The following is a 23,488-nucleotide window of genomic DNA, read 5'->3' as shown; positions in this document are numbered from 1 at the left end:
ACTCTAAGGAGAGCCGTCAGAGTTGTCAATCCCGGGTTTTGCGGAGTATAATGGATTCTATGGTTAAAGACGCCCGAATTTCGGAGCTAATTTTACGGCTTTCCGATCATTATAATACGAACATATCAACCCGTTTTCTCAGGCCCTATATCGCGGGCATTTTCGCTAACGACGAATTGGCCAGACGGATCGCCGACCTGACCGAACAGCCCGAGTCGGTCATATCGCAAGGGATACATTTGGACGAGCTCTATCCCGAGCTTCACGCCATGGCCCGGTTCATTTTTCTGGTTCGTTCAGAGATCCTTCCGAATATACGCAACCTGGGGCCTTCCGCGTCGGGACATGATTCGAACAAGGTGTACCGCGATATGGCCTTGAACAACTTCGCGGCGAACGTGCGGGTTCTGGCCGAGTGCGTCCGGGACTTGCTGGTTGTCGTTCGTTCGCGCGACGAGGCCGATAACGGCAAAGCAAAAGCCGTGTGGCGCGATTTTCCGAATCTCTCGGAAATAGACCGATATCTGGCCGAACGCTGAAAATAGAAACGTGAATACAAAAAAAGCCCGCCGAATCTCATGATTCGGCGGGCTTATTATTTTCAGGGCATCACGGCAAGCGTCGGCGAGCCGTTACTTCGAGAGCATCTTTTCGGCTACGTCGAAGATCGTCTGGAACACGCTTTCGAGTTTTCCGGTATCTACGGAAGAGAACGCGACGCGAAGGTGGGTCGGATCGATGGCAATCGTGCCGATTCCATGTTCGTGAAGCAGCTTGAGCCTCAGTTCCTCGGCGGGAACGCCGGAGCACTTCATGCTCATGAAATAGCCCGAGTTGAAGGGCAGAGCCGAGAGAACCGGATGGTTCTTGTGGCTGTCTATGAAGGCGCGCACGACGGCGTACCGTTCTTCCAGCATTTTCCGGAACTCGAGCTTTTCGCCTTCGGTCCGCGGATCCGCCAGCACCTTCAGCATGAGCGATTGAGAGGGAGCCGCGGCGCAGGAAACGGAGGATCGGATGGCTCCCATCAGTTTTTTAATGAGAGCATCGTATTGAGCGTCCGTCATCCCCTTGGAACCGAATGTCAGGAACCCCGTTCTCAGGCCCCACACGTAGTCTTCTTTGGTGGGACCGTCTATTTTCACCGCGAGAATGCGTTCATGGGCGTTCGCCAGACGGGCGAACAAAGATTCGACTTCAATTGAATCCTCGTAATCGAGACCGAAGTAGGCGTCGTCGCACCATACCAGCACGTCGGTTCCCTTCTCGGCCGTCTCGGTGATCACCTGGACGATCGCCCGGGCTTCTTCTTTGGTTGGAGTGTAGCCCGAGGGATTCTGGGGGAAATTGAGAAGCATTCTGACCGAGCCGAGTTTCGCCTGTTCTTGCACGGCCGCGCGGAAGCTTTCCACGTTGAAGCCTGTTTCGTTGAAAAGAGAAAAACCGACGAGTTTAGAGTTTCTGCGGGCTTCGACGATGAGCACATAGTTGTCCCATGCGGGGTCTCCGGTGAGCAGCACCGATTTATCGTCGAGAAAAAGATCCGAGAGATAGGATATCCCCGCTGTGAGTCCGGGCACCAGGACGGGAAGGGTAATTTTCGCGTTACCCAGGGAGGGGTTTTTTTGTTTGATGGCGTCGAGCCAGAGCTTGCGCAAGTCTTCATTACCCGCTGTGGGAGGGTATGCAACCGCTTCAGCCGGAGAAAGGCCGGGAAGCTGGTCTTTCAGCGCCGAAAGCATGACCGGTTTTCCGTCTTTTACGGCCATTCCGATCGTTGCGTTGGCAGTTTTGCCGAATTGTTTGGCTTCTCCGCTCTGTGCGATAATTCCCTTGGGGAAATACAGGCGGTTTCCGAGGTCGGAAAGAAGTCGTCCGGCTATGCAGGGCGCCAGGACCGAATTCAGTTCATCTGCGAGAGGGTTAATGTGTTGTTGGTGTGCCATATCTATCGTATACAATGCCGGGTTGCCGGTTGTCAATGTCAGCTAACCCGCGTAAAATGAAAAAATATACAGTTTTTATACGGAGCGAAGATAAATGAAGGAAGAAGGCAAAAAGTTCGAGCAAAGCCTTGCGGTAATAAACGCGGTGCGGGAGCGCATGGCTGAACGGATAATCGGGCAGAATTCGCTGGTCGACGGAATCATCACCGCCTGGATAGCCGGCGGGCACGTGCTGCTCGAAGGCGTTCCCGGTTTGGCTAAAACCCTTGCGGTGAAAACCTTCGCAGAGCTTTCCGGTTTGACATTCAAGCGCATTCAGTTCACTCCCGATCTTTTGCCGGCCGATTTGATCGGAACGCTTGTTTATGAAGGCTCTTCCGGAGGCTTTTCAGTCCGAAAAGGGCCGGTTTTCGCGAACCTCGTATTGGCGGATGAAATAAACCGCGCGCCCGCTAAGGTCCAGTCCGCTCTTTTGGAAGCGATGGCCGAAGGCCAGGTAACGATCGGCGAGTCTTCTCATATTCTTCCCCGGCCTTTCTTTGTGTTGGCGACGCAGAACCCCATTGAACAGGAAGGCACCTATCCCCTGCCTGAGGCTGAGCTCGACCGGTTTCTGCTGAAGCTGCAGGTGCCGTATCCCACTCTCGCGGAGGAAGCCCGCATAGTGACGGCTTCCGCTTCCGGGGCTCTTCAGAATGCCTCCGATGCGAAGAAAACGCGCGTTGATCCGGTTTTCGCACCGGAAGCCCTGTATAGCATCCGAAAGGATGCCGATTCCGTCCGGTGCGATGAATCTATCGTTCAGTACATCGTTTCGCTGGTCGCCGCGACCCGCCCTTCTCCCGAAGGGCGCAAGGAACGGAAAGTCCGGGACGATTATCAAAAGTATATTTCGTTCGGAGCTTCTCCCCGGGCGAGCATCGCGCTTCATTCTTGCGCAAAAATACGAGCTTTATTCGAAGGACGCGATTTTGTGCTTCCCGAGGACGTGAAGGCAGTCGCGCCCGCGGTGCTTCGCCATCGGCTCGTTCTTTCGTACGAGGCGGGATCAGACGGCTTGTCCTCGGACGATATCGTCGCCAGGATTTTGTCTCTGGTTTCCATACCCTGACGCGCGCTGAATCATGAATACAACCGGTTTAGCCGAACAAGCCCGATTTCTCAAATTATCCGCGCGGTCTATTTCCGAAGGAATGAAGACGGGTAGCTTCCGCTCCTGCTTTCGGGGACAGGGCATCGAATTCGACAGCGTGCGCGAGTATGAGCGCGGCGACGACATCCGCTCGATCGATTGGAACGTTACGGCCCGGACCGGAAAGGCCTTCGTAAAGCAGTACCGCGAAGAGCGGGAAATGTCGGTGTTCCTCATCGTCGACGGATCTCTTTCGATGCAGACGGGTTCGCGAACGTGTTCCCGTTGGGCTAAGGCTCAGGAAGTCGCGGCTCTGCTTGCCTTCGCGGCGGAATTGAATTCCAGCCCGGTCGGCCTCGTCGTTTTCGACGGCGAGCCGGGAGTCCCCCTGTCTCCGGCCGGCGGAAAAGACAGAATATTGACGATTCTCGCTTCGCTTGAACACCATGCGTGCGAACGCGAAGGATCGGCCCTCGGGGGCGCGATAGCCGGGTGTTCGCGAATTCTCCGCTCCCGCTCGATGGTGATAATCGTTTCAGACTTTAGAACCTCGGAATACGAGCGTCCCCTGGGCGTCCTGTCCCGCCGCCACGACGTCGTCGCCGTCAGAATAACAGCGCCGTCGGACTCGGCCCTGCCTTCCGCCGGCTATCTTCCTTTTCAGGATCCCGAGAGCGGCTTGCGCGCGTCGCTGCCCACCGGGTCTCCTGTTTTCGCCGCTGCATGGGAGAAGGAAAACGCCGAGTCGGTGCAGCGCTGGGAGAGAATTTGCCTGAAGCGGGGAGCCTCTCCGCTGTGCGTATCAGTAGAAGAGGATTCCGTCCGGGTGCTTTCCAGCTTCTTTTCCGGAAGGCGTACGAGAGGAGATCCGGTATGAGCGCTCGACAAAAAGCCAGCGGCGTTTTTTGCCTTTTCTGTTTTCTGTGTCCGGGATTTCTGTTTTCTCTTGAAGACGTTTCGCTCGTTCCCCGGGAAATTTACATCGGAGACGAAGCACTGGTCTCTTATTCCGATTCAGGCTCTTTCGCATCCCGCTTCAGCGACGGCGCGTATGAGATTTCGGCATCCGATTTGCCGGACTCCGATGCGGTCTCCGTCAAGGCGGTCCGTTGCAGAAAGGCCGACGGAAAGCTGTTTGTCGAGATCAGATTCGTTCCCTGGACGCCCGGAGATCTGGAGTTTCCCGCCATCAATCTGGGCGGAGCGCTTCTTCCTGTTCCTGCGGTAACTGTTTCTTCTTTATTGGAGAAATCGCCGGGGATTCCCCCCTTTCCCGCACGTCCTCCGAAACTCTATCCCGGCACGGTGTGGATGTTATACGCCGCGGCCGCGGCCGCGTTAACGACGGCTCTGGCGGCGTATCTTCTATTCGGTAAAGCGCTTCCCCGATTCGCGCAATCCTCCGGCGCGAGACGACGAGCGCGAAATAAAAGACAGACTTTGAAGGGGCTTCGCGCTCTGGAACGAAAAATCAGAACGCAGCCGAGAGGCCTCTGGTTCGCCGCGGCTGCGCGATTATTCCGCCGATTCCTGGCCGTCCAGTCCGGATGCAGCGAGTCCGCCTTCGACTCCCTCTCTACTCCGGAAATCAGGCTTCAGACAGGGGGGGACGACGATCCCTGGTTTTCGAACGCGGCCTCTATTTTATCCGAGACCGACCTTCGGCGTTTCGGCAATCCCGAAGAAGACTACCGCGCCGATACGGTCGAAGCTATGATCCGCTCGGTTCGGGAGAAGGAGGTTTCCGGTGTATAGCTTTTCAAATCCGGCGGCTCTTCTCCTTCTCGCCTGTTTGCCTGCGTACTTTCTGTTGCGAAGAATGCGCGTCATTCGGCCCTTCTTCTTTTCTTTGACGCTCGGCGATTGGAACGCGCCTCCGTTTTCCTGGAAATCGCCGTTGCGTTCATTCATCGACCGGATATCGTTTGCGTCTATCGCGGCGGCGTTTTTCTTTGCGGTTCTGGCCTTAGCAGGCCCGGTTCGCTTCAAACAGGAAGCGGTGTATTCAGGACCCAGGAACGCGGCAATTTTCGTAGTCGATGTCAGCCCTTCGATGGCTGCCCGCGATTTGTCCGATGATTCGCGGCTCGATGTCGCCCGGAGACGGATTCATGAATTTGTTCTGGAACGTCCCGGCTTTTCCTTCGGCCTCGCGGCATTGGGTTCGGAAGCCGCTCTGCTGATTCCCCCCACCTCCGATCACGTCTCGTTCCGCCGAAGGCTCGACAGCCTGCGGATAGGGGAAATGGGAGACGGAACGGCCCTGGGCCTCGGCCTTGCGGTCGCGGCCGCCCATCTTCAAAGCTATAGAGCGGGCGCCGCTTCGGTGATTCTGTTCACCGACGGAGAAAATAATACCGGCGAGATCAATCCTCGCACCTCGGCGTCGCTCTTTGTTTCGGAATCTATTTCGTTTTTCGTCGTCGGCATCGGAACAAACGGGCAGGTTCCTCTCGAGTACGACGACCCTGCAAGCGGCAAGCATTATTCCGGCTTTCTCGATTCCCGTTTCGACGAATCCGCGCTTAAAGACATTGCCGCGCGCGGAAACGGAAAATACTTTTCCGTTTCGGACACTGCCGCGCTCGACGCCGCCTTCGCTTCGATCGGATCCGCCCTTGCTCCGTCGAAAGCTTCCTGGTCCCGCACCCTTGAGGAGCCGCTCGACCGGTATTGCGCCGTTCTGGCCCTTGCATCGGCGGCTCTCGCATGGATATTCCGGCGATTGATTTTGGGGGCGTTCGCATGATGAACCTTTTTACCAATCCTGAAATGCTCTTTCTCGCCGCGGTTCCGTTTCCTGCCTGGATTGTTTCGATCTCCCGATGGAAGCGGTTCCGCTCGGCCTTGCGAATTCTGGAGAATTCGCGGTTATCGGCGGGAGGGTCGCTCGTATACAGCGGCAGAGGATCCGAAGAACCCGAGTCTTCGGAAAAATCGGCATCCCGCAGGTTTTTTATCCGCTCAATCATGTATTCGCTGGCCTGGTTCTTTCTTGTCGCCGCCGCTGCCGGGCCCCGTTGGGGAGTCTCTATGGTCGCGACCCGCCAGGAAGGTTCTTCGGTTATCTTCCTTATGGATATTTCCCGGAGCATGACCGCTTCGGATCTGAGTCCGGACAGACTCGCCTACGCATCGCGTTATGCGTCTCTTCTGTTGCAGCAAATGGAGGGAGTTTCCTGCGGAGTCGTTCTTTCCCGGGGAGAATCCGTATTGGCTGTTCCCCTCACCGAGGACCATCAGTCGATTTCGATTTTGTTCGATTCGCTCAGTCCCGTTCTGCTGTCCGCGCCGGGCTCTTCCATCGCACAGGGCGTGAAAGTTGCCGTCGATTCCTTTCCCTCCGCAAGCTCTTCGTCTCGCACTCTGATCGTGCTGAGCGACGGAGACGGAACGGAATCGGAAGCCGCAGCCGCCGGGGCATACGCTCGAAGCGCCGGGGTTGTTCTTGCCGTTATCGGGATAGGCACCGAGGAGGGCGCTTACATCAACGTTCTGCCATCGGCTGAAGAGCCTCGATTCGAGAACATGACGCTGGGTTCCGGGGTTCTCCGTTCCCTCGCCGACTCGGGAACTCCGGGCAGTTTCTACGCCGCGGCGACGGACGCAGGTTCGGCCTGGCGGGTCCTGGAATGCGTTTCTTCATCCGGTATGACGGCGTCGCGCTTGGTTCAAACGGAGAAGACCGTGAACCGATCCGGTTTTTTCATTCTCTTATCGTTGGTTTCGTTCATGCTTGCGTTGATCGCCGGAGGCCGATGGTGCAAAAAATAAACGCTTTGACCCTGCTCGCCGCCGCTTTGCTCTTTTCCTCCTGCAGCGGAGATCTTCAAGGGATTCTCGGCATCGCAGACGGAACGATCGCCTGGTCTCGCAGGGATTGGTCGAGAGCTTCCGCTTCATTTTTGAAGGTCGCTGAATCGGGCCCGGAGAAATTTTCATCCTGGGCTTCGTACGGTCTCGCGTCGACCTGGCTCGCCCAGGAAGAATACGATGCCGCGATGAGCCGTCTTTCGCTGATCGATTCATCCAGTGACCCCGATTTGGCCGCCGGAGTCTGGTATCAGGCGGGCATCGCCGCGTGGAGAAAGGGCCTGGAATCCGAGGCCGCCGCCTTTTTCAGAAAGTCCCTGGAATTTGATTCTTCTGCCCTCGACGCGAAGATCAATCTTGAATTGATCGCCTCTAAACGGGAGTCCGAGCGGAAAGTCCAGTCCGGTTCAGCTCCGGGGGTCAACAGGAGCGATTCCGAAGCGGCGGCGCAGGACGCTCTTTTCGAATACATCAGAAAAAAGGAAGAAGATGCATGGAAGCACGCGCCGGAAAATCAGCTGCGAAATTCTGTTCAGGACTATTGATACTCGGTTTCCTGGCTTCTTTTGGAACTCTCCATTCCCTTGAAGTCGATGTTTTCGTATCCTCATTCGAGCTTTCGACGGGCCAGACGCTGAAAATAGAATTCTCCGTTTTGGATCAGGAACCCTCGGGACTGGAAATGAGCTGGGGCCTTATTCCCGACTCGTTCGTGGAGATCGGCGCCAGGAAAGAGCGGCGCGGCAGGGATACTGTTTTTCTTAAAGAATGGGTATCTCGTGAATCGGGATCCTTCAGTCTCGGCCCCTTTGTCGTAAGCGGAGAAAGCGAAGACCTTGAACTCCCTCCAATATATATCGTTTCTATTCCGGACGAAACGGATTCTCCTGCCCGAATGCGGTGGAGGCCGTTGGATGCGTCCTTTTCCGTCGGCAAGCCCTCCGTGCTTGTTCTGGAAGCGATTCATGCGGGAGTTCTGAGGACTGTCGACTGTCCGGCTCCCGAGAACGCGATAATCTCCCGCCTGGACGAGGCGGATTTTTCCGGCATCGGCGAAGAACCCTGGCGGATAGTCGGCGTTTGGAGCTGGACACCTTTGCATCCGGGAAGTCAGAACGCTCCTCTGGCGGTGGCGAGCTGGGAAACTTCCGACGGTAAATCGGTTTCACTGATCAGCGACTCCGCGATTTTTACGGCGGCTCGGCCTGCGCCTGATAAAAAGGACGAGCGGGTTTCAACCGAAATCCTCAAGGGTTTCGCCTCGGTCCCTACGCGCGAGGAACAAATCATCGACCGGGGCAACCCGGAAGACATCGACCGCTTGATCGAACTGCGGCGAGCCGAGCATGAATCTCTATTTCCTGCGCCCATCCGCAAGGAGCGGCTCGCGCTTGAAAAAAAGCTTTCCCTGAGGGACAGCCTGCCGGTGCCTCCCGCCGCATGGAAAGGGCCCGCAGTATTCTGTTCGGCTCTTCTCTTTTTTTTGAGTTTCTGCCTGCGTTTGATAGCGGTGCGCCGGAGAATCTTCATTCACTTTTTTCATGCCGGAATTCTCGTTGCCGCCGGTCTCGCTTTTTTCGCCGGATACCTATATACTGCCGACCGTCGGGAATCGGCAGTGGCGCTTTCAAGTCGTCTTCTGCAGGTTCCGGAACAGTCCTCCTCTCTGATCGATTCTATCCCTCCGGGCACCGCCGTGCGCGTAATAGCCTCCTCGGGAACATGGGCCCAGGTCGAAACAGCCGGCAAGATTCGAGGATGGATTACACTTTCAGAACTTGCGTTCTATACGCGGATGGAGAGATAGTTGGTCGATTTCGGAGATATTCTGGATTCCTGGGAAAAGGAAACCTCCCGTCCGTACGGCAAGAAGCGAATAAAAAAAGATCAGCAGTGCAATAAAGTCGGTGATGCTCCGGCATCCGGCAGGGACGACGCAGATCTGCCGAAGGTTCATCCGATGGATGCCTGGATGCGCCGCCACGATATCGTGGATAAGGACGCGGTACTCGACGGCGGCCACGAGCCGCCGTCGGCTGCCGAACGAAGGCGGAAGCTGCATGCGATGAAGCCCGAGGCCGTTATCGATCTTCATGGGTTGACCCGCGAAGAATCCTGGTCGCGGCTTAACGCGTTTTTCGCCGATTGCAGGCGCCGAGGGCTGCAGAAAGTGCTGATCATCCACGGGAAGGGGACTCACTCCGGAGATGCTCCCGTGTTAAAAAAAACAGTGACTTTGTTTCTGGAAAAGCATCCTCATGCGGGAGAGAGCGGATCGGCGGCCAAGGAGCTCGGCGGAAGCGGGGCAACCTGGGTGATTCTCAAATGATCTTTCAAGAATGCGCTTGTAACCGCGCCGTTCTTTTTGTATTTTATAGGTAAGATGTACGGAGAAACAGAGTAATGCCAGATTATTACGAGATATTAGGCGTTTCGCGGGAGGCCGGACCCGATCAGATAAAAAAGGCTTTCCGGGAGATGGCTCTTAAATATCATCCTGACAGGAACGCGGGAAACCCCTCCGCTGAAGATCAGTTCAAAAAAATCAACGAGGCATACTCAGTCCTGGGCGATCCGGAAAAAAAGAACATGTACGATATGGGAGCCTACTCTAATGGTTCCTCTGGTTTCGATGCCGGTTCGGCCTCTTACGGCCGTAACGGCGGAGATCCATGGGAGGAATTTTTCGGTTCGCAGGCCGGCGAGGCCTGGCGTCAGTCGTCCTGGACATGGACGAACAGGCAGAATTATACTGCGCCTGAGCGGACGCGCAAGGATGCCTTCGAGATGCTTTTCAGGAGCGTAGTAACGCTGTTGATGGGCGTAGTGTTGTTCAGATTTTCTTTTTTCTTCGGAATCTTCGGCGTTGTTCTTTGCATAGCCGCAATCGGCAGGGGGTTCATGAACTCCCTGCGCGCGATTCATTTGCTGTTCAGTTTACGCGAATAAGAAATGCTTATTTTTCGCGGTAAATGATTCTTCCGCGATTGAGGTCGTAGGGAGAAAGCGCAACTTTTACCTTGTCGCCGGGTACGATTCGGATGTAATGTTTGCGCATTTTTCCAGACAGGTGCGCTAAAATAACATGGCCGTTCTGTAATTCGACCCTGAACATGGTATTCGGAAGGGATTCTTTTACAATTCCTTCCACTTCTATCGCTTCTTCTTTCGCCACAATTCCTCCAAAAAAAATAGAAAACCGTCAGAAAAAGTTTGCTTTTTGCGGATTTCGTTCGTATAATTCTATGGTCTATCTATATCTTTGTCAACTGGAGTGGAGCGCATGGAAAAAGAATTCGCAGAACAGATGAAGGACGCACTGTTTGCTTTAAAAAAAGAAATAATCGATACGCTTATTGCGAATAATGAAGATTTCCGGGCCATAGTTGAAGAAATGGATCCTAAGGATTTTGCAGATATTGCTTCTGATGATAACGACCGGAAAATGCTTGAAACAATTGGATCCAAGGATATGAAGCGCATGAGGCTGATCGATTCTGCCATCAGCAGAATCGAACAGGGCAAATACGGCGTATGCATGAAGTGCGGAAAGAAGATCCCCCGCGAGCGGCTGGAAGCGATTCCCTATGCCCTGTTGTGCATCGAATGCCAAAGCGCGGATGAACGCAGAAACCGCTGATTCTGCAAGCCTGAGAGTAGAACAAAAGTCCGGCCGACATGCCGGACTTTTTTTTTCGAACAGCTTATCTATTTAGTCGGCCAGAGCCGAATCCAGCGGCGCACTTGTCCAGCCGCAGTCATCCAAAAAGGATGCTGACCGGTAGCCGGCATTAAACGCAAGGAGCCTTGCCTGATCGTAGGCGCAGAGCAGAGAATCGGTTGCATGCGAGTCCGAGTTAATCGTGATCGGGACGCCTGCTTCGAAGGCGAGATTCAGGAACTCAAGCGAGGGATATATCATATCCCGTATGCCGCGGGCGATGGCTCCCGTGTTTATTTCCATGATTTTACCGCTGTGGGCGGCTGCCTTGACGGTATTTTTAATTTCCCTGCGGTACCAGGATTCGGTTTCCGAGAAAAAACGAAGTTCCCCGTTTCGTTTTCGGGGAATATCGATATGGCCGATGATATCGAAATCGGCGCCCTCTATCATTTCCCGTACACGGCCCCAATACGCGCTCACCGCTTTTTTTGCGTCTCCGCCGAACGCCCGTTCCAGCCCGCGGGCGACTTCAGCGGCCGGCGCGTCGACGCACCAGGGCTCGACCTTTTTGCTTTTTTTTCCGAAGACCGCGGGAGCGGGCACATAATGGACCGAACCGATCAGATAGTCGGGGGAAAAGGGCGAATACGTCGCGCGGTCCGGTGCCGACGCGCCTTCGAGATAATCGGCTTCAAAACCGCGCGAAATCCTGATTTCAGCGCCGTATTTTTCTTTGAGCGACCGTATTTCGGCGGCGTAATCGCCGTAGCTCGCGGGCGAAAGATGCCATTCGCTCGCGAAGGGCCACATCGCATGCGCGCTGAATCCGATATCCGTCATATTCTGTTCTATCGCAGCCCTGACCATCGCTTCAGGCGAATCATGCCCGTCGCACCAGGTCGTGTGGACATGGTAGCTCGCAATTCTCTTCATGACGGATATTCTGTTTTCAGAGCTTCTTTCAGGGATGAAAACTCTGCAGTCATCTTGTCTACCGCGGTTTTGAGCTGGTCGGGCGACAGCGTCTCCGCGCCGAGTTCCACGGTTTGAGCCGCCGCGGCGAGTTTTTGCGCCGTGATGTTGAGCGAGCTGCCCTTGATAAGATGCGCTGTTTTTCTTAAGGGATCCCGAGCCAGGGCCGCAAGATCTTCTTGCATGATTTTCAGATGCATTTCCGTTTGCGAAAGATATTCCCTGAGCAATATCTCGCCCGTTTCCATATCCCCTCCGACTATGTCGAAAAAGAGATCCCGGTTGAATGTTTCCGCAGGTTCCGCCGTCATAGGAACTTTCTCCTTTGCGTCTTTCAACGCGTGCAGCAAGTCGAGCACATCCTGTCTTCTGTAGGGCTTCGGCAGAATATCCGTCATGCCGCAGGCGATGCATTGCTCTTTTTCGTTCGGTTGAGCGCTCGCGGTGCAGGCAATGATCGGTATGTCGTAGCCTTTTTCTCTCATCCATTCGCTTGCTTCGTAGCCGTTCATCCGCGGCATCTGTATATCCATGAACACAAGATCTATGGATAATTTCGCGATCATTTCCGTCGCTTCGAGGCCGTCCTCCGCCGGAACTACGACGGCTCCCGCTTTTTCCAGGAAGATGGAAAGAAGCTTTCTGTTTACCGGGTGATCTTCGACGACCAGTATGGTGAGTCCCTTGCCCGGAAGATTTGGATCGACCGAATCCTGAGTTCCCGATCCGCCTTCCATTCCCGACGTCTTTTTGACTATTTCGGCAGCCCGGGCGAGCAAGGTTTTGGGCGCTCCTGCCGGCGAGGAGGCTTGCGCTTGTTCTGTTGGTTCTGCTTCATCGTCGTCTCCGGAAATTTCTTCCAGATTTTCCGGATTCTCAAGGTCGTCCACCACCTCAAGATCGATGCTCGGCTGCCAGTGCTCCCGCAGAAGCTCTTCGAGCATGCGGCGCTTCACCGGCTTGTAGAGATAGCCGTTGAACCATTTGAGAAGTTTCATCTTCGCTTCGGCTCCGAAGCTGCCTTCCGGGACCATGAGGTAGAGCCGCGCCTGATTGATGTCTCTGTTGCGGTTGATTTCCGCCGCAAGCCGCCATCCGTCCATTTCCGGCATGATCATGTCGATGAAAACGATGTCGAATGCTTTTTGCGCCTGCCTGGCGGCATGGAGCTGTTCAAGCGCCTGCTTTCCGTTGGAGGCGAGCGTGATGTCCTTGAATCCGAGCGCGACGAGCATTCTTGCCAATATGGAACGAGACTGGACGTTGTCGTCGACCAGGAGGAATCGGACCTTCGTGTCCTGGGGAAGCTTTTTCTCGGGTTCCGGTTTTGCGGAGCGGACAAGAGGAATTTCGAACCAGAATACTGATCCTCCGGTCGGGTTTCCCCTGATGCCGATGCGTCCTTCCATCAAGTCTACGATGGTTTTTGATATGGCAAGGCCGAGGCCTGTTCCCCCGTATTTTCGCGTCGTCGAGGAATCCGCCTGATAAAATTGCGTGAACAGATTCGCACGGGCCTGTTCGCTGATGCCGATTCCTGAATCGATTACTTCCAGATGCACCATCTCCTCCGGGGTTCCGGGAAGAAGGGCTTCGCCGCGGTTTTTCCGCAGCTCCGCATGAACTACGACTTGCCCGGACGCGGTGAACTTGACCGCGTTTTTAACCAGGTTAAGTATTACCTGCTGGAGCCGGTTCGGATCTCCGATGACCCACAGGGGTATGCCGGGATCTATGTCGATGCAGATTTCCAGGCCTTTTTTATGGGCTTCCATGGAGACCAGGTCGACGGAGCGTTCAATAGTATCCGAGAGGACGAAGTCGATGTTTTCGATCTTCATCTGGCCTGCTTCGGCCTTCGTGATGTCGAGCAAATCGTTAACGAGGGTGAGCATGACGTCTGCGCTGAAGCGGACCTGCCTGACGTATTCCGTCTGTTCCTCGTCGAGCTTGGTGTCTCCAAGGAGCTCCATCATGCCGATGATGGTCTGGATCGGCGTGCGGATTTCATGGCTGACGTTGGCGAGAAACTGGCTGCGAGTGACGCTCGCTTTTTCAGCGTCCTGTTTAGCCTGGACGAGATGCGATTCTTTTTGCTTTTGACGGTTGATGTCGTCGATGAAAACCAGGTACTCGCCGTTTTGCTGGCGGTTCGCCAGGAGCTTGAACCATTGGATGCCGTTTTGCGGGCCCGGAAGGCTGAAGTCGTAGACGAAAAACGGGCTTTCGTCGGAAAGCAGGCGGCTGAAGCGTATTTCATCTACTTCCGAATCCTGCGCGGTGACGAAGCGCGACAGGGGCTCCCCCGGCTTGCCGGGAAGGAGGGGAAACGTTTCTTCCGCCGCGGCGTTCCATTCGAGGGGGATTCCCCTGGAATCCAAAACCAGAACAGGGATACGCGCCGAGGCGAGATATTCCGCCGCGTTCTCGAAGGAGCGCGCCATGCTATACGCTCTCCTGAAGGACTTCGATAGCCTTTGTCAGAATGGCGTCCGGCTTGAGCGGCTTTATCATGTAGCTCTTTACCCCGGCCGACAACACTTTCAGCACCGCCTCTCTCTGGCTGATCGCAGAAAGCACGATGACCGGGATATCGATGTCCATCTGTTTCATTTTCATCAACACCTCGAAGCCGTTCATTTCCGGCATCATGAGATCGAGGAATACGAGGTCGTAGGCCGAAGGATGCAGGGCGTTAATGAATTTGATTCCCGATTCGAATTTATCTACGGAGGCCTGGAGGCTCATGAACGTTTTTTCCAGAATTGTTCTGATGACTACGTCGTCGTCTATCACTGCGATTCTGATTTGCTGGCCGGCCTCTTTCAGGGTTTCCAGTTCGGATTTGAAGCGCATTTCGAGGGACGAACGGTTTTCCGGCGAGCCCGTTGCGGTGAGCAGGTGTTCGCTGATGAGGGTGGTTGTGTCCTCAAGTTGGTTGACATCCTTGAGCAGAGAATCGAGGGCCTTGGAAAGATCGGTTACGATCTGAATCTCGTCGAAGTTTTTATCTCCCGAAATGAATTCGCGGGTAAAATTGTCGAGCGTCAGAATTTTAACGTTTTTGTTCTTAACGCGGGCGTCGGCCGTGATGCTGTTCATCAGCTGTTCGAGGTTGGGACCGTCTACGAAGGAAAGCGACATGTCCGTCATCATGACGAGAATTTTGGGAAAGGTGAGGTTGTATAAATCGATGAGCTCGCGGATTTTGTATTTGAGGAGATCGATTTTTTCGCGGTTCAAGCCCTGGGCGATTTCGATGAAGAGGATATTGTCGTTGACGTGGGCTTCCAGGATGCAGGGAGTGGCGTCGATTTCGAAATCGAGCTTTATTATTTTCGAAACGGCGGAGAAGAGCTGGTCGATCTTCAGCGGCTTCGGGATGACCGTTTTGATGCCGTAGGAGGCGATCCGGGATATTTCATGTTTCGAGAGGCGTTGAGCCAACAGAATGACGGGAATGTCGCGGGCGTTCGGATCGCTTTTTTTCGCGTCCAGAAGATCGAAAACAAAGCTGCGGTTCGGATTAAAATCGAGGATCACCAGATCGGGAAGGATGGATCTCATCTTCGAGAGGCTGTCGAGCTGGCCGACGCCGATATCCACCTGTACGTGCCTGGAAGCGAGTTTATCTTTTATATAATCCCGGAATACCGAAGATTCGTCTATTAACAATACTTGTTTCATATAGTAGCATTATAATGTAGAAAATCTGTTTGGTGAAAGGGGAAAGCATGAAAAGCGCGTACGTGTTCTTGGCCGACGGGTTCGAAGACGTAGAGGCAGTAACGCCCATCGACTACCTGAGAAGGGCCGGCATCGAAACAGTGGCTGTCGGCGTTACCGGAATTACTGTGCGTTCATCCCATCAGGTTTCGATCGTATGCGACGCGAGCCTGGATTCGCTGAAGAGCGCCCCCTTTCCCGATCTTATCGTGTTTCCCGGCGGGATGAAGGGAGCGGAAAATCTCGCGTCTTCCGTGTCGCTGCGCGATTTTACCGCCCGTTTTTTCGCGGCAAAAAAGCACGTGGGCGCGATTTGCGCCGCGCCGGCAGTCGTGCTCGGCGCGTGGGGACACCTGTCCGGCAGAATCTGGACCTGCTATCCCGGCTGCGAGGGTAGTCTGGACGTGCGCCCTTCCGGTGCGAGGGTGGTTACCGACGGAAATCTTACTACTGCCCGGGGACCCGGAGCCGCCGAGGAGTTTTCGCTCGAATTGATCGGGATTATATGCGGAAGGGAAAAGTCAGCGGAAGTCGCCGCGGGAATTCTGGCGCGGCCGTTCGGGAACGAATCCGCAACCTAGCGTTTTTGCCCTGGGGAATCGCAGCGAGTCACCTGGATCTCGCTTCCGGCGCGGGGCGCTCCTCTTTGAGACGACGGAAAGCGTCTTTGTCGAGCCTGCTTCCCGGAACCCCGAGCGCGAGAACGGCAGCCCGGTTTGAAAACTCGAGCGCCTGTTGCATGGAAAGGCCCGCGCCGATCGCGGAGAGCCATGCTCCCTCGAAGGTGTCTCCCGCCGCGGTTTCGTCCAGCGGCCAGTGGATGACCGGGGCCGCCGCTTCGTAGACCTCTCCGTTCGACCATGCGCGCGCTCCCTTTTCTCCGCGCTTTTCCACAATGCAGGGAAGGGCGTTGGTTTCGTCTTCCCGGCTTCCGCTTTCGCGCGTCAGACAGGAAAAAACCGTATGCACCAGAGCGTCCCGGTCCGGAACCCGCGGTATGCCGGGAATGATATCCGCGAGCGAACCTGCGAGAGCCGTAGCTTCGTCTTCATTCGCGAAAACGACAGCGTTTCCGCCGGCGAGAAGCTTTCTGAAGGCGTGAGCATGCTCATGAGCGAGCATCCGCGAAGCCGCGTCTACGGCGATCTTGATTCCGGCAGCCCGGCAATCCCGGACGACTGAATCGAAGAACGCTTCGTTTCTGAGTACCTGCCCGTCGATGAATACCCAGTCAGCCTGCTTGTATTGATCGCGATCGATTTGATGAAGCCTGAAGGAAGGAGCGGCGCCGGGGGCGCAGGCGATCGAGGCGAGGCGGCCGGGCATGTTGATGACCAGGCAGCGCCCTGTTTGAGACCCTCTTCCTTCGCACACGGCCCTGACGCCGTAGTCGGAGAGGTCGGCGAGAAACGCTTTCGCCCAGGGATCGTATTCCCGTTCGAAGCTGCCCAGGCAGCCGAAGAAGACGCAGTCTTCGCCGAGGAGGCTTGCGGCCTTCAGGGCGTTGGCGGCTGATCCTCCGGAAACCTGTATGGGCGCCGGCACGCCGAGCAGCAGTTCGTCCATCCTGTCCGGATCGGTGTGAACCGTGCTGTTCGGGTGCAGTCCGAGAACCGGGGCGGCTTCCGTGTCCGGGAACCAGAAGAGATCGAGCAACGCGTTTCCGATTCCCGCTATCCTCATAAGCCGCCCTTTATTCAATCAGCCTTACTTCGGAGCTGTAGCCACGATTTTGGCCAGCTCGGGGTTTTTCTCGATATCTTTCTTGAGGCCTTCGGCCCGCGCCTTGTTCACATAGTCTTTGGACTGGAACGAGTACGTGAACTTGGTGTGCACGTCGTAGGAGCCCTTCATGAGCGCGTAGGCGTCTTCCGTCATGACGAGTTCTTCGTCCGTGGGGATGACGAAAATCTTGATGGCGGAATCGTCGGCGCTGATGCAGGTTTCCGCATTTCTGGTGCGGGCGATCGCGTTTTTAGCCGGATCGAGCTTGATGCCGAGGTGTTCGAGCCCGGCGCAGACTTCCGCGCGCACGCCAGCGTGGAATTCCCCGACTCCGGCGGTGAACACGAGGGCATCCGGCTTTTGACCCATCGCGGCGATATAGCTTCCGATGTATTTGCGCAGGCGGTAGGTTTCCATCTTGAAGGCAAGCTCTGCGCGCTTGTCGCCTTCTTCCATCGCCTTGCTGATGTCGCGGCGGTCGACGTATTTCCCGGAGATTCCGAGAAGGCCGGATTTCTTGTTCAAGGCGGTATCGACGTCCTGTACCGTCATGCCTGTTTTTCTCATCATGTAGAAGGCAAGGGCCGGATCGCAGTCGCCGGAACGGGTTCCCATGACGAGGCCTTCGAGTGGGGTGATGCCCATCGAGGTGTCGAAGCACTGGCCGTTTTTCACGCAGCACATGGAGGCGCCGTTGCCGATGTGGGCGATGATGACGTTCGTGTCCGCGGGCTTTTTGCCCAGAATGACGGAGGCGCGCTTGGCGGTGTAGAGGAAGCTGGTTCCGTGGAAGCCGTAGCGGCGGACCGCGTAGTTTTCGTACCACTCGTAGGGAACGGCGTACATGAAGCTGGTGTCCGGCATGGTCTGGTGCCAGGCGGTATCCATGACCGCGCAGTGCGGAACGTTCGGCAGCACTTTCTGCGCGGCTTCGATTCCCATGATGTTCGCGGGATTGTGCAAGGGTCCGAGATCCTGCACTTCCCTGAAGGTGTCCAGAATTTCCGGAGTGACGACGACCGATTTGGTGAACTTGTTTCCGCCGTGGAGAACGCGGTGTCCGACAGCCTTGATGACGTTCATGTCGCTGATGACCCCGACTTCGGGATCGGTGAGTGTGCGGATGATGAGCTCGACCGCGATGGTGTGGTTGGGGCACTCGTGGTTCATCTTGTATTCGCTCTTGCCCTTGGCGTTATGGGTGATGGAACCGCCTTCCTGGGTTACCCGTTCGACAACGCCTGAAGCGATGACATCGCGGTTTTCCCAGTCGAATACCTGATACTTGGCCGAGGAACTGCCGCAGTTGAGTGTGAGAATGACCATAAAAATCTCCTGAAATATATGTTTTTCGTTGCGAATAGACGGATAAAAAAAAGAAAGGCGGTCTTGAACGTCCGCCGTATCAAATAAGTGTACTCCTATTGAGTCTCCGTTGCAATACCGTTTATTATTCCCGCTTTCCGGTGTACTATTGCGATTGGAAATAAAAAAGACTCATCAGGAGGACGGGATGACACAGAAGAAAACGGATTGGTTTGAGAGCGAATCGTTCTGGGCCCAGTACGCGCCGGTTCTTTTCGACGCGCAGAGGTGGGCCGAGGCTCCCGCGGTCGCCGAAGGGGTTCTCAGGATCATCGGGTCTCCTTCCTCCTCTTTTCCCGAAGGGCCCGCCATTCTCGACGCCGGCTGCGGTCCCGGCCGCATCGCCGTCGAGCTCGCTTCGCGCGGAGCCCGGGTCACCGGAGTGGATCTTATTCGCCCGTTTTTGAACGCTGCCCATGATTCGGCCGAGGACGAGGGCGTGTCTCTCGATCTCGAGCAGGCGGACCTGCGGACCTATGTGCGCCCTGAAGCCTTCGACGCCGCCGTGAGCCTGTACACGAGCTTCGGCTATTGCGACACGATAGAAGAGGACCTGCAGATACTGAAAAACATAGCCGCTTCGGTGAAGACCGGCGGATGGTTCATTCTGGAGATGACGGGCAGGGAGATCGCCGTTCGGGACTTCACCGAGGGCGAATGGTTCGAACGCGGCGGATTCACCGTGCTCACCCAGTTCGAAGTAGTGGGTGCCTGGGAGGGATTGCGTTCACGGTGGATGCTCATCGACGAAGAGGGCCGGAAAATCGACCACTCCTTCGTGCAACGGCTGTATTCCGCCGTCGAATTGAAGCGTCTTCTCATGGCTTCGGGATTCGCTTCCGTTGAAATTTACGGGGACTTCGATTTTTCTCCCTATAACGAAAAAGCCCGCACCATGGTGCTCGTAGCGCGGAAATAGGGACGGGTATAAAAAAACGGCGGCGCTTTCTCGATAGGGAGGGCGCCGCCGTTTTTTTTTTTGGAAGGATGGGCGCGGGAAGGAAAGCCTTTATTGAAAGGTTTCCTTCCCGCTTTTTTTTATTTGATGAGAATGAACTCTACCCGGCGGTTTTTCCACCAGTTTTCGCGGTCGTTCCGTTTGGCCACCGGCCTGGTTCCTCCCATTCCGATGGAGGAAAGGCGGGTTTCGTCGACTCCGTTCTGGATGAGGAAGGTTCTCACCGCGTCCGCTCTCTGGAGGGACAGCGGGATGAGCTCGGAATCCTCTTCCTTTTGGGTGCCGGTCACGTTGTTTGCGTGGCCTTCGACCTGAACCTTGTAGTCCTTGAACTTGTTCAGGATTTCCGCGATTCGGCGGAGCACCTGCACGTTCTTGTCCACGACCTCGGAGGCCAGGCCGTTGAAGTCGGCCGCGTTCTCGCGGAAGATGATCGAGGGAACGGCGATCTTGAGCTTGTCGCCGTCGCGGATGACCATGACGTCGACAGGGATGTAGCCGCGCACCACGCTGGTCATGCCGAGGTCGTCCTTCACGGTAAAGGTGAACGGATAGTCGGTCGCCGCCTGGACGAGCTCTCCCTTGAGCGAGCGGCCGTCCCAGATGATGCGGTCGGCGATCTTTCCGTTTCCGCCGGTTTTCCAGAACACGTTGCCGTTGGTTCCCGCAGGCTCGCGGATTTCGAAGGACCAGTCCGCGAACTCGGAGGCGGACTCGGCGGTCAGGTTGATGAACAGTTCGTCTTCGAGGCCGTCGTTGTCCGGGCTGAAGTATTTCGGCGCGAGGCGCACTCCGAGAGCCGGAGCCTTCGCGTTTACGAGGAAGGCCGGGGTTGCCGCAGAGACGCGGTCGCCCTTGGTCCACGCGAGGACGAGTTCCGCGATGTAGCGGCCGTGGGCGATGTTGCCTGCGGCGTCTGTTCCGTCCCAGGTGATCGAGGCGGGAAGCACGGCGGAGTCCGCGGAAGACCAGGTCTTTACGGCAGAGGCGGAGCCTTCCTGCTTGATGGAGAGGTTCCAGGATTCAAGGCCGTCCGGAACGCTGGTTACGACGGCGAACTTCTGCGCGTCCTTGATTCCGTCGCTGTTGGGCGAGAAGGCCGGGAGTTCGGCGGTGAGGAAGGCTTTGGGAACGCGTGCGTCCAGCACGATGCCCGACAATGTCTGCGTCGTGCGGTTTCCGGCCTTGTCTTCGCTGGAGACCGTGTACGAGTAGGTTCCGTCCGGCAGGCGGTTGCCCGAATTATCCGCGGCGTCCCAAACGAAGGACGCTGCGCTGCCGTTCCATGTCCATGTCCGTACTTGAGATTTGTCTTTCGCGAGGACGGCTCCCGTCCACAGTTCTTCGTCGGATGAACGCTGGGTGACGGGGAGGTCGTCCCTCTTTCCGTCTCCGTTGGGAGAAAGGAGGAGGTAGGGGGCCGATATTTCGATGGTCGGGAACTTCGTGTCGATCTCGAAATCGGGAGCCTGTGAGCGGGATTCCTGCTGGTTGACGAGGGTCACCGCGAGAGCCGCGCGGTAGATTCCGTCCGCGGCGCGGGTTCCGGTCGTTTCGCCTTCTGCCGGGTCGGCGATTCCGTTCCACAAGAAGGAGGCGGGAACCTTGCCCTTTCCGGAGAAGGTTTTCACGGTTTTTCCCGAGGCGTCGCTGACTGTCAGCGCGTACGCAGAAACCGCGGTCGTCGCCTTGATGACGGGGGTGAAGGCGATAGAGTCTTTCACGCCGTCTCCGTTCGGGGAGAAGGCCGCGAGGCTCGCCTGGAGGATGAGGTCTGCTTTTTCAGTGTTCAGCTCGACCGCCGCGAGGTTGGAGATTCCCGTGTTTCCCGCGCGGTCTGTGCTCGAGATGCGGTAGCCGTAGCGGCCGTCCGGGGCGAGTTTTCCCGCGTCGTCGCGTCCGTCCCAAACGAGGGTCGCCGCGGGAGACGAGCCGAGCTGTACGGTTTTAACCGCCTTGCCGGCGGGATTTCCCTCGGCGTCGAGGGCGAATACCGCTCCGGTCCACGCCTGTTCGGTCGAAGCCTGCTGGGCGAAGGTTACGGTGTCGAGCTTTCCGTCGCCGACGGGCGAGAAGATTGCGAGAGACGATCGCACGCTCGATTCGGGCGCGGTGACGTCGAGGTTGAAGAAGGGCGAGCGGGCTTCAGGCGCGTGGCCGTTGACGTAGCGGGCCCGGATTACGGCCTGGTAGTCGGCTTCGGCGGCGGGCGAGCCTTCGGCGTTCAAGCCGTCGTAGGGGATCGGCTTGGCCGCTCCCGAGCCGCTGTAGCGGCGCACTTCGGCGCCGGTTCTGGAAACGATTGAAACGTCCCAACCGATCAGTCCGGTAAGAACCGGGATGCTCGGGGTAAGCAGGACGGTGTCGCGCACTCCGTCGCCGTTGGGAGAGAAGGCGTTGATGTCGATGCTGACGTTGATCGACGGCTTTTCGGTGTCCACGATGATGTTGTTCACCGAGGCGTTCGCGGAGTTGCCCGCGCGGTCCGTCGTCGCGATTCGGTAGGAATACACGCCGTCCGGCACGATGGAGAGCGAGTCGCTCTTTCCGTCCCAGAGGAAGTCCGCCGGAGCCGCAGAACGGGTGTCGATGGTGCGAACGACCATGCCGGCGGAGTTGAGGACTTCCGCCTTCCAGAGATCTTCGACAGATCCTGTCTGCTTGACGAGGAAGCCGTCCTTGTTGCCGTCTCCGTCCGGGCTGAAAATCATCGCGTTGCCGCCGGAGGGCGGGATAGCGGAAACGACAGGCAGGGTGTTGTCGAGATAGACGGTGAATTTGTCCGTTGCCGCCTGATTGTCGTTATCGTCTATAGCGGTTACATGGAAGAAGTAGGTTCCGTCGGGAGCTGTTTCTCCGGAATCCATGATGCCGTCCCAGCGGAGGTTTTCCGGCAGGGGGATTCCCGCTTTGACCTTGGTTAACAGCTTCCAGAAGGACTTGATGTCCTGCATTTCGGTGCGGACTTCCTTGTTGGCGATGGTTCTGACTACTTCGCCTTTTTCGTTTTCGATGACGAAGGCCCAGCCGAGAATGTAGCGCGCGTCCGTTATGGAGACGGGCACGAGGAGTTCGTCCTTGGTTCCGTCGTTGTTCGGCGAAATGTAGACGGGTTCGGGATAGTCGACCGTTATCTCAGGCGGCTGTGTATCGGCCATGCCGAGCCGCATGTTGACGCCGGTTCCCGTCGCGTATACTCCGTAGCCGAGAGACCTGAAGGCGGCGGTCGGGGTCCATTCGCTCCTGCCCCAGCCGTGGCGTGCGAGGAAGGAGTCCTTGTCCGGCGAATCCAGGGCGAGCTTTACGCCGACGGAGGCCGACGGAAGGTTGATCGGCCGGTCGTTCATCGTTTCCTGGAGGTTGAAATTCCATCCTGTGCGGATTGTTACGAGGTTTTTGATTACTCCCTGAACAGCGGCGTCGAAGACCATGTTCTGGAAGGTCGGGAAGGCGAGGTCGGCGGAGGCTCCGAGCGCTAACGATTCATTTCCGAAAAGGGTCGCGGCGTATCCAACGCGGGGAGTGAACATTGAAGGATATGCTCCCGCGTTTCCGCCCGCGATTCCCTGCGAATCGGTGGTGAAGGGGCGGCCGAGGCCGGTGACGCTTCCGCCGATTCTGGCGTCTTTCATGAAGGAGACGTCGCCCAGGTTCAGAAGGGCTCCCAGGTCGCCCGATACTCCCCAGCCGGTGCCGTAGCTTCCGGAAAGCCCCGCGCCGATCCAGAAGCGGTCGGTGAGGTCTTTGGAAACGGAGGCCCGCATGGTTGCGGCCGTGCCGAGGGGTGCGGTGTCGAAGGGCGAGGTCAGGAAGTTAAGGCTTCCGCCGAAAACCGCCCAGCGGGTGGGGTAGAGCCCTCCCATATTGATGAAGTGTCCGAGACCCGTGTCGTCCTCGGTGCCGAAAAGGGCTCCGTATGACGCGTCAAGGATGATCCTCTGTTCGCCGGCTCCCAGAGCCGGGTTCGCCGCGAGTTCTCCGGGGAGAACGGCTCCCAGTCCGCTTCCGGCAGCGCTCGAAGAGCCGCCGAGCTGGTCGGGCGATAGAAAGGCCGATGCGGATTCTCCGACAGCGGGGGGATTATACGCAAAGACGCTTGCGTTCAAGACGGCCAGAATCAGCACGATTCCGGCTCTCTTTTTCAGATTCATGAGGGTCCTCCTCTGTATTCAGACGTGCAGCTGCAA

The 23,488-nt window shown here is 56.6% G+C and carries 21 protein-coding genes; 13 read left to right on the top strand and 8 right to left on the bottom strand.

Annotated features, from left to right (window positions below; genetic code table 11):
* Positions 1-59: 59 nt before the first annotated feature.
* Complete coding sequence (locus K7J14_RS04095; protein ID WP_230753452.1) at positions 60-539, top strand: hypothetical protein; 480 nt, start codon at positions 60-62, stop codon at positions 537-539.
* 93 nt (positions 540-632) lie between these two features.
* Here the strand turns inward: K7J14_RS04095 and K7J14_RS04090 are convergent, their stop codons facing one another.
* The gene (locus K7J14_RS04090; RefSeq protein WP_230753449.1) at positions 633-1,946 is read right to left on the bottom strand and encodes an aminotransferase class I/II-fold pyridoxal phosphate-dependent enzyme; all 1,314 of its coding nucleotides are present in this window, start codon (positions 1,944-1,946) and stop codon (positions 633-635) included.
* Between the two features lie 94 nt (positions 1,947-2,040).
* On the opposite strand from K7J14_RS04090, the gene K7J14_RS04085 reads away from it, so the two are divergent.
* From K7J14_RS04085 to K7J14_RS04045, 9 genes are all read left to right on the top strand, one after another.
* Positions 2,041-3,057: an AAA family ATPase gene (locus tag K7J14_RS04085; RefSeq protein WP_230753446.1), complete on the top strand. Its 1,017-nt coding sequence runs from the start codon at positions 2,041-2,043 to the stop codon at positions 3,055-3,057.
* Between the two features lie 82 nt (positions 3,058-3,139).
* Complete coding sequence (locus K7J14_RS04080) at positions 3,140-3,955, top strand: DUF58 domain-containing protein (protein ID WP_230753442.1); 816 nt, start codon at positions 3,140-3,142, stop codon at positions 3,953-3,955.
* Positions 3,952-4,833, top strand: coding sequence for a hypothetical protein (locus tag K7J14_RS04075; RefSeq protein WP_230753439.1), 882 nt, complete (start codon positions 3,952-3,954; stop codon positions 4,831-4,833). Before K7J14_RS04080 ends, K7J14_RS04075 begins: the two co-directional genes overlap by 4 nt.
* A complete protein-coding gene (locus K7J14_RS04070) occupies positions 4,826-5,827 on the top strand; it encodes a VWA domain-containing protein (RefSeq protein ID WP_230753438.1) in 1,002 nt (333 codons plus the stop codon). The genes K7J14_RS04075 and K7J14_RS04070 overlap by 8 nt, the downstream gene beginning before the upstream one ends.
* On the top strand, positions 5,824-6,852 hold the full coding sequence (locus K7J14_RS04065) for a VWA domain-containing protein (protein ID WP_230753435.1): 1,029 nt from the start codon (positions 5,824-5,826) through the stop codon (positions 6,850-6,852). The genes K7J14_RS04070 and K7J14_RS04065 overlap by 4 nt, the downstream gene beginning before the upstream one ends.
* Positions 6,837-7,436, top strand: a complete 600-nt coding sequence (locus K7J14_RS04060; RefSeq protein WP_230753433.1) for a tetratricopeptide repeat protein — start codon at positions 6,837-6,839, stop codon at positions 7,434-7,436. Before K7J14_RS04065 ends, K7J14_RS04060 begins: the two co-directional genes overlap by 16 nt.
* A complete protein-coding gene (locus K7J14_RS04055; protein WP_230753430.1) occupies positions 7,385-8,698 on the top strand; it encodes an SH3 domain-containing protein in 1,314 nt (437 codons plus the stop codon). The genes K7J14_RS04060 and K7J14_RS04055 overlap by 52 nt, the downstream gene beginning before the upstream one ends.
* Complete coding sequence (locus K7J14_RS04050; RefSeq protein ID WP_230753428.1) at positions 8,699-9,220, top strand: Smr/MutS family protein; 522 nt, start codon at positions 8,699-8,701, stop codon at positions 9,218-9,220.
* A 74-nt stretch (positions 9,221-9,294) separates the two neighbouring features.
* Positions 9,295-9,840 carry a DnaJ domain-containing protein gene (locus tag K7J14_RS04045; protein ID WP_230753425.1) on the top strand — a complete coding sequence of 182 codons (546 nt, stop codon included), beginning with the start codon at positions 9,295-9,297 and terminating at the stop codon, positions 9,838-9,840.
* Between the two features lie 7 nt (positions 9,841-9,847).
* On the opposite strand, the gene infA is transcribed toward K7J14_RS04045, so the two are convergent.
* A complete protein-coding gene (infA, locus tag K7J14_RS04040; protein WP_456243433.1) occupies positions 9,848-10,069 on the bottom strand; it encodes a translation initiation factor IF-1 in 222 nt (73 codons plus the stop codon).
* A 105-nt stretch (positions 10,070-10,174) separates the two neighbouring features.
* Here infA and K7J14_RS04035 point away from each other — a divergent pair, with 105 nt between their 5' ends.
* On the top strand, positions 10,175-10,531 hold the full coding sequence (locus tag K7J14_RS04035) for a TraR/DksA family transcriptional regulator (RefSeq protein ID WP_230753420.1): 357 nt from the start codon (positions 10,175-10,177) through the stop codon (positions 10,529-10,531).
* A 72-nt stretch (positions 10,532-10,603) separates the two neighbouring features.
* On the opposite strand, the gene K7J14_RS04030 is transcribed toward K7J14_RS04035, so the two are convergent.
* Genes K7J14_RS04030 through K7J14_RS04020 form a run of 3 tightly spaced genes read right to left on the bottom strand, consistent with a single transcriptional unit; the run spans position 10,604 to position 15,214 of the window.
* Positions 10,604-11,488 (bottom strand): histidinol-phosphatase, encoded by an 885-nt coding sequence (locus K7J14_RS04030; RefSeq protein WP_230753418.1) that lies wholly within the window; start codon positions 11,486-11,488, stop codon positions 10,604-10,606.
* Positions 11,485-13,971, bottom strand: coding sequence for a response regulator (locus K7J14_RS04025; RefSeq protein WP_230753415.1), 2,487 nt, complete (start codon positions 13,969-13,971; stop codon positions 11,485-11,487). Before K7J14_RS04025 ends, K7J14_RS04030 begins: the two co-directional genes overlap by 4 nt.
* Before the next feature lies 1 nt (position 13,972).
* Positions 13,973-15,214 (bottom strand): response regulator, encoded by a 1,242-nt coding sequence (locus tag K7J14_RS04020; protein WP_230753413.1) that lies wholly within the window; start codon positions 15,212-15,214, stop codon positions 13,973-13,975.
* Between the two features lie 47 nt (positions 15,215-15,261).
* Here K7J14_RS04020 and K7J14_RS04015 point away from each other — a divergent pair, with 47 nt between their 5' ends.
* Positions 15,262-15,834: a DJ-1 family glyoxalase III gene (locus K7J14_RS04015; RefSeq protein WP_230753410.1), complete on the top strand. Its 573-nt coding sequence runs from the start codon at positions 15,262-15,264 to the stop codon at positions 15,832-15,834.
* A gap of 28 nt (positions 15,835-15,862) precedes the next feature.
* On the opposite strand, the gene K7J14_RS04010 is transcribed toward K7J14_RS04015, so the two are convergent.
* Together K7J14_RS04010 and K7J14_RS04005 are read right to left on the bottom strand one after the other, a co-directional pair.
* Positions 15,863-16,936, bottom strand: a complete 1,074-nt coding sequence (locus tag K7J14_RS04010) for a carbohydrate kinase family protein (RefSeq protein ID WP_230753408.1) — start codon at positions 16,934-16,936, stop codon at positions 15,863-15,865.
* A gap of 24 nt (positions 16,937-16,960) precedes the next feature.
* On the bottom strand, positions 16,961-18,304 hold the full coding sequence (locus tag K7J14_RS04005; protein ID WP_230753405.1) for an acetate kinase: 1,344 nt from the start codon (positions 18,302-18,304) through the stop codon (positions 16,961-16,963).
* A 187-nt stretch (positions 18,305-18,491) separates the two neighbouring features.
* Between K7J14_RS04005 and K7J14_RS04000 the strand changes: the two genes are divergently transcribed.
* On the top strand, positions 18,492-19,262 hold the full coding sequence (locus K7J14_RS04000) for a class I SAM-dependent methyltransferase (RefSeq protein WP_230753402.1): 771 nt from the start codon (positions 18,492-18,494) through the stop codon (positions 19,260-19,262).
* 119 nt (positions 19,263-19,381) lie between these two features.
* Here K7J14_RS04000 and K7J14_RS03995 read toward each other — a convergent pair whose 3' ends face one another.
* Positions 19,382-23,452, bottom strand: a complete 4,071-nt coding sequence (locus K7J14_RS03995; protein ID WP_230753397.1) for a FlgD immunoglobulin-like domain containing protein — start codon at positions 23,450-23,452, stop codon at positions 19,382-19,384.
* Positions 23,453-23,488 lie beyond the last annotated feature (36 nt).

It is taken from the genome of Teretinema zuelzerae (assembly GCF_021021555.1).
GTDB lineage: Bacteria > Spirochaetota > Spirochaetia > Treponematales > Treponemataceae > Teretinema > Teretinema zuelzerae.
This window is presented reverse-complemented; position numbering and strand designations above follow the sequence as displayed.

Excerpts from the sequence above, each read along its gene's own strand:
- K7J14_RS04080 (WP_230753442.1), top strand. The coding sequence starts at position 3,140 with ATGAAGACGGGTAGCTTCCGCTCCTGCTTTCGGGGACAGGGCATCGAA.
- K7J14_RS04045 (WP_230753425.1), top strand. The coding sequence starts at position 9,295 with ATGCCAGATTATTACGAGATATTAGGCGTTTCGCGGGAGGCCGGACCC.
- K7J14_RS04055 (WP_230753430.1), top strand. The coding sequence starts at position 7,385 with ATGGAAGCACGCGCCGGAAAATCAGCTGCGAAATTCTGTTCAGGACTA.
- K7J14_RS04025 (WP_230753415.1), bottom strand. The coding sequence starts at position 13,971 with ATGGCGCGCTCCTTCGAGAACGCGGCGGAATATCTCGCCTCGGCGCGT.
- K7J14_RS04030 (WP_230753418.1), bottom strand. The coding sequence starts at position 11,488 with ATGAAGAGAATTGCGAGCTACCATGTCCACACGACCTGGTGCGACGGG.
- K7J14_RS04000 (WP_230753402.1), top strand. The coding sequence starts at position 18,492 with ATGACACAGAAGAAAACGGATTGGTTTGAGAGCGAATCGTTCTGGGCC.
- K7J14_RS04075 (WP_230753439.1), top strand. The coding sequence starts at position 3,952 with ATGAGCGCTCGACAAAAAGCCAGCGGCGTTTTTTGCCTTTTCTGTTTT.
- K7J14_RS04065 (WP_230753435.1), top strand. The coding sequence starts at position 5,824 with ATGATGAACCTTTTTACCAATCCTGAAATGCTCTTTCTCGCCGCGGTT.
- K7J14_RS04005 (WP_230753405.1), bottom strand. The coding sequence starts at position 18,304 with ATGGTCATTCTCACACTCAACTGCGGCAGTTCCTCGGCCAAGTATCAG.
- K7J14_RS04010 (WP_230753408.1), bottom strand. The coding sequence starts at position 16,936 with ATGAGGATAGCGGGAATCGGAAACGCGTTGCTCGATCTCTTCTGGTTC.
- K7J14_RS04020 (WP_230753413.1), bottom strand. The coding sequence starts at position 15,214 with ATGAAACAAGTATTGTTAATAGACGAATCTTCGGTATTCCGGGATTAT.
- K7J14_RS04085 (WP_230753446.1), top strand. The coding sequence starts at position 2,041 with ATGAAGGAAGAAGGCAAAAAGTTCGAGCAAAGCCTTGCGGTAATAAAC.
- K7J14_RS04095 (WP_230753452.1), top strand. The coding sequence starts at position 60 with ATGGTTAAAGACGCCCGAATTTCGGAGCTAATTTTACGGCTTTCCGAT.
- K7J14_RS04035 (WP_230753420.1), top strand. The coding sequence starts at position 10,175 with ATGGAAAAAGAATTCGCAGAACAGATGAAGGACGCACTGTTTGCTTTA.
- K7J14_RS04015 (WP_230753410.1), top strand. The coding sequence starts at position 15,262 with ATGAAAAGCGCGTACGTGTTCTTGGCCGACGGGTTCGAAGACGTAGAG.
- K7J14_RS04060 (WP_230753433.1), top strand. The coding sequence starts at position 6,837 with ATGGTGCAAAAAATAAACGCTTTGACCCTGCTCGCCGCCGCTTTGCTC.
- K7J14_RS04090 (WP_230753449.1), bottom strand. The coding sequence starts at position 1,946 with ATGGCACACCAACAACACATTAACCCTCTCGCAGATGAACTGAATTCG.
- K7J14_RS03995 (WP_230753397.1), bottom strand. The coding sequence starts at position 23,452 with ATGAATCTGAAAAAGAGAGCCGGAATCGTGCTGATTCTGGCCGTCTTG.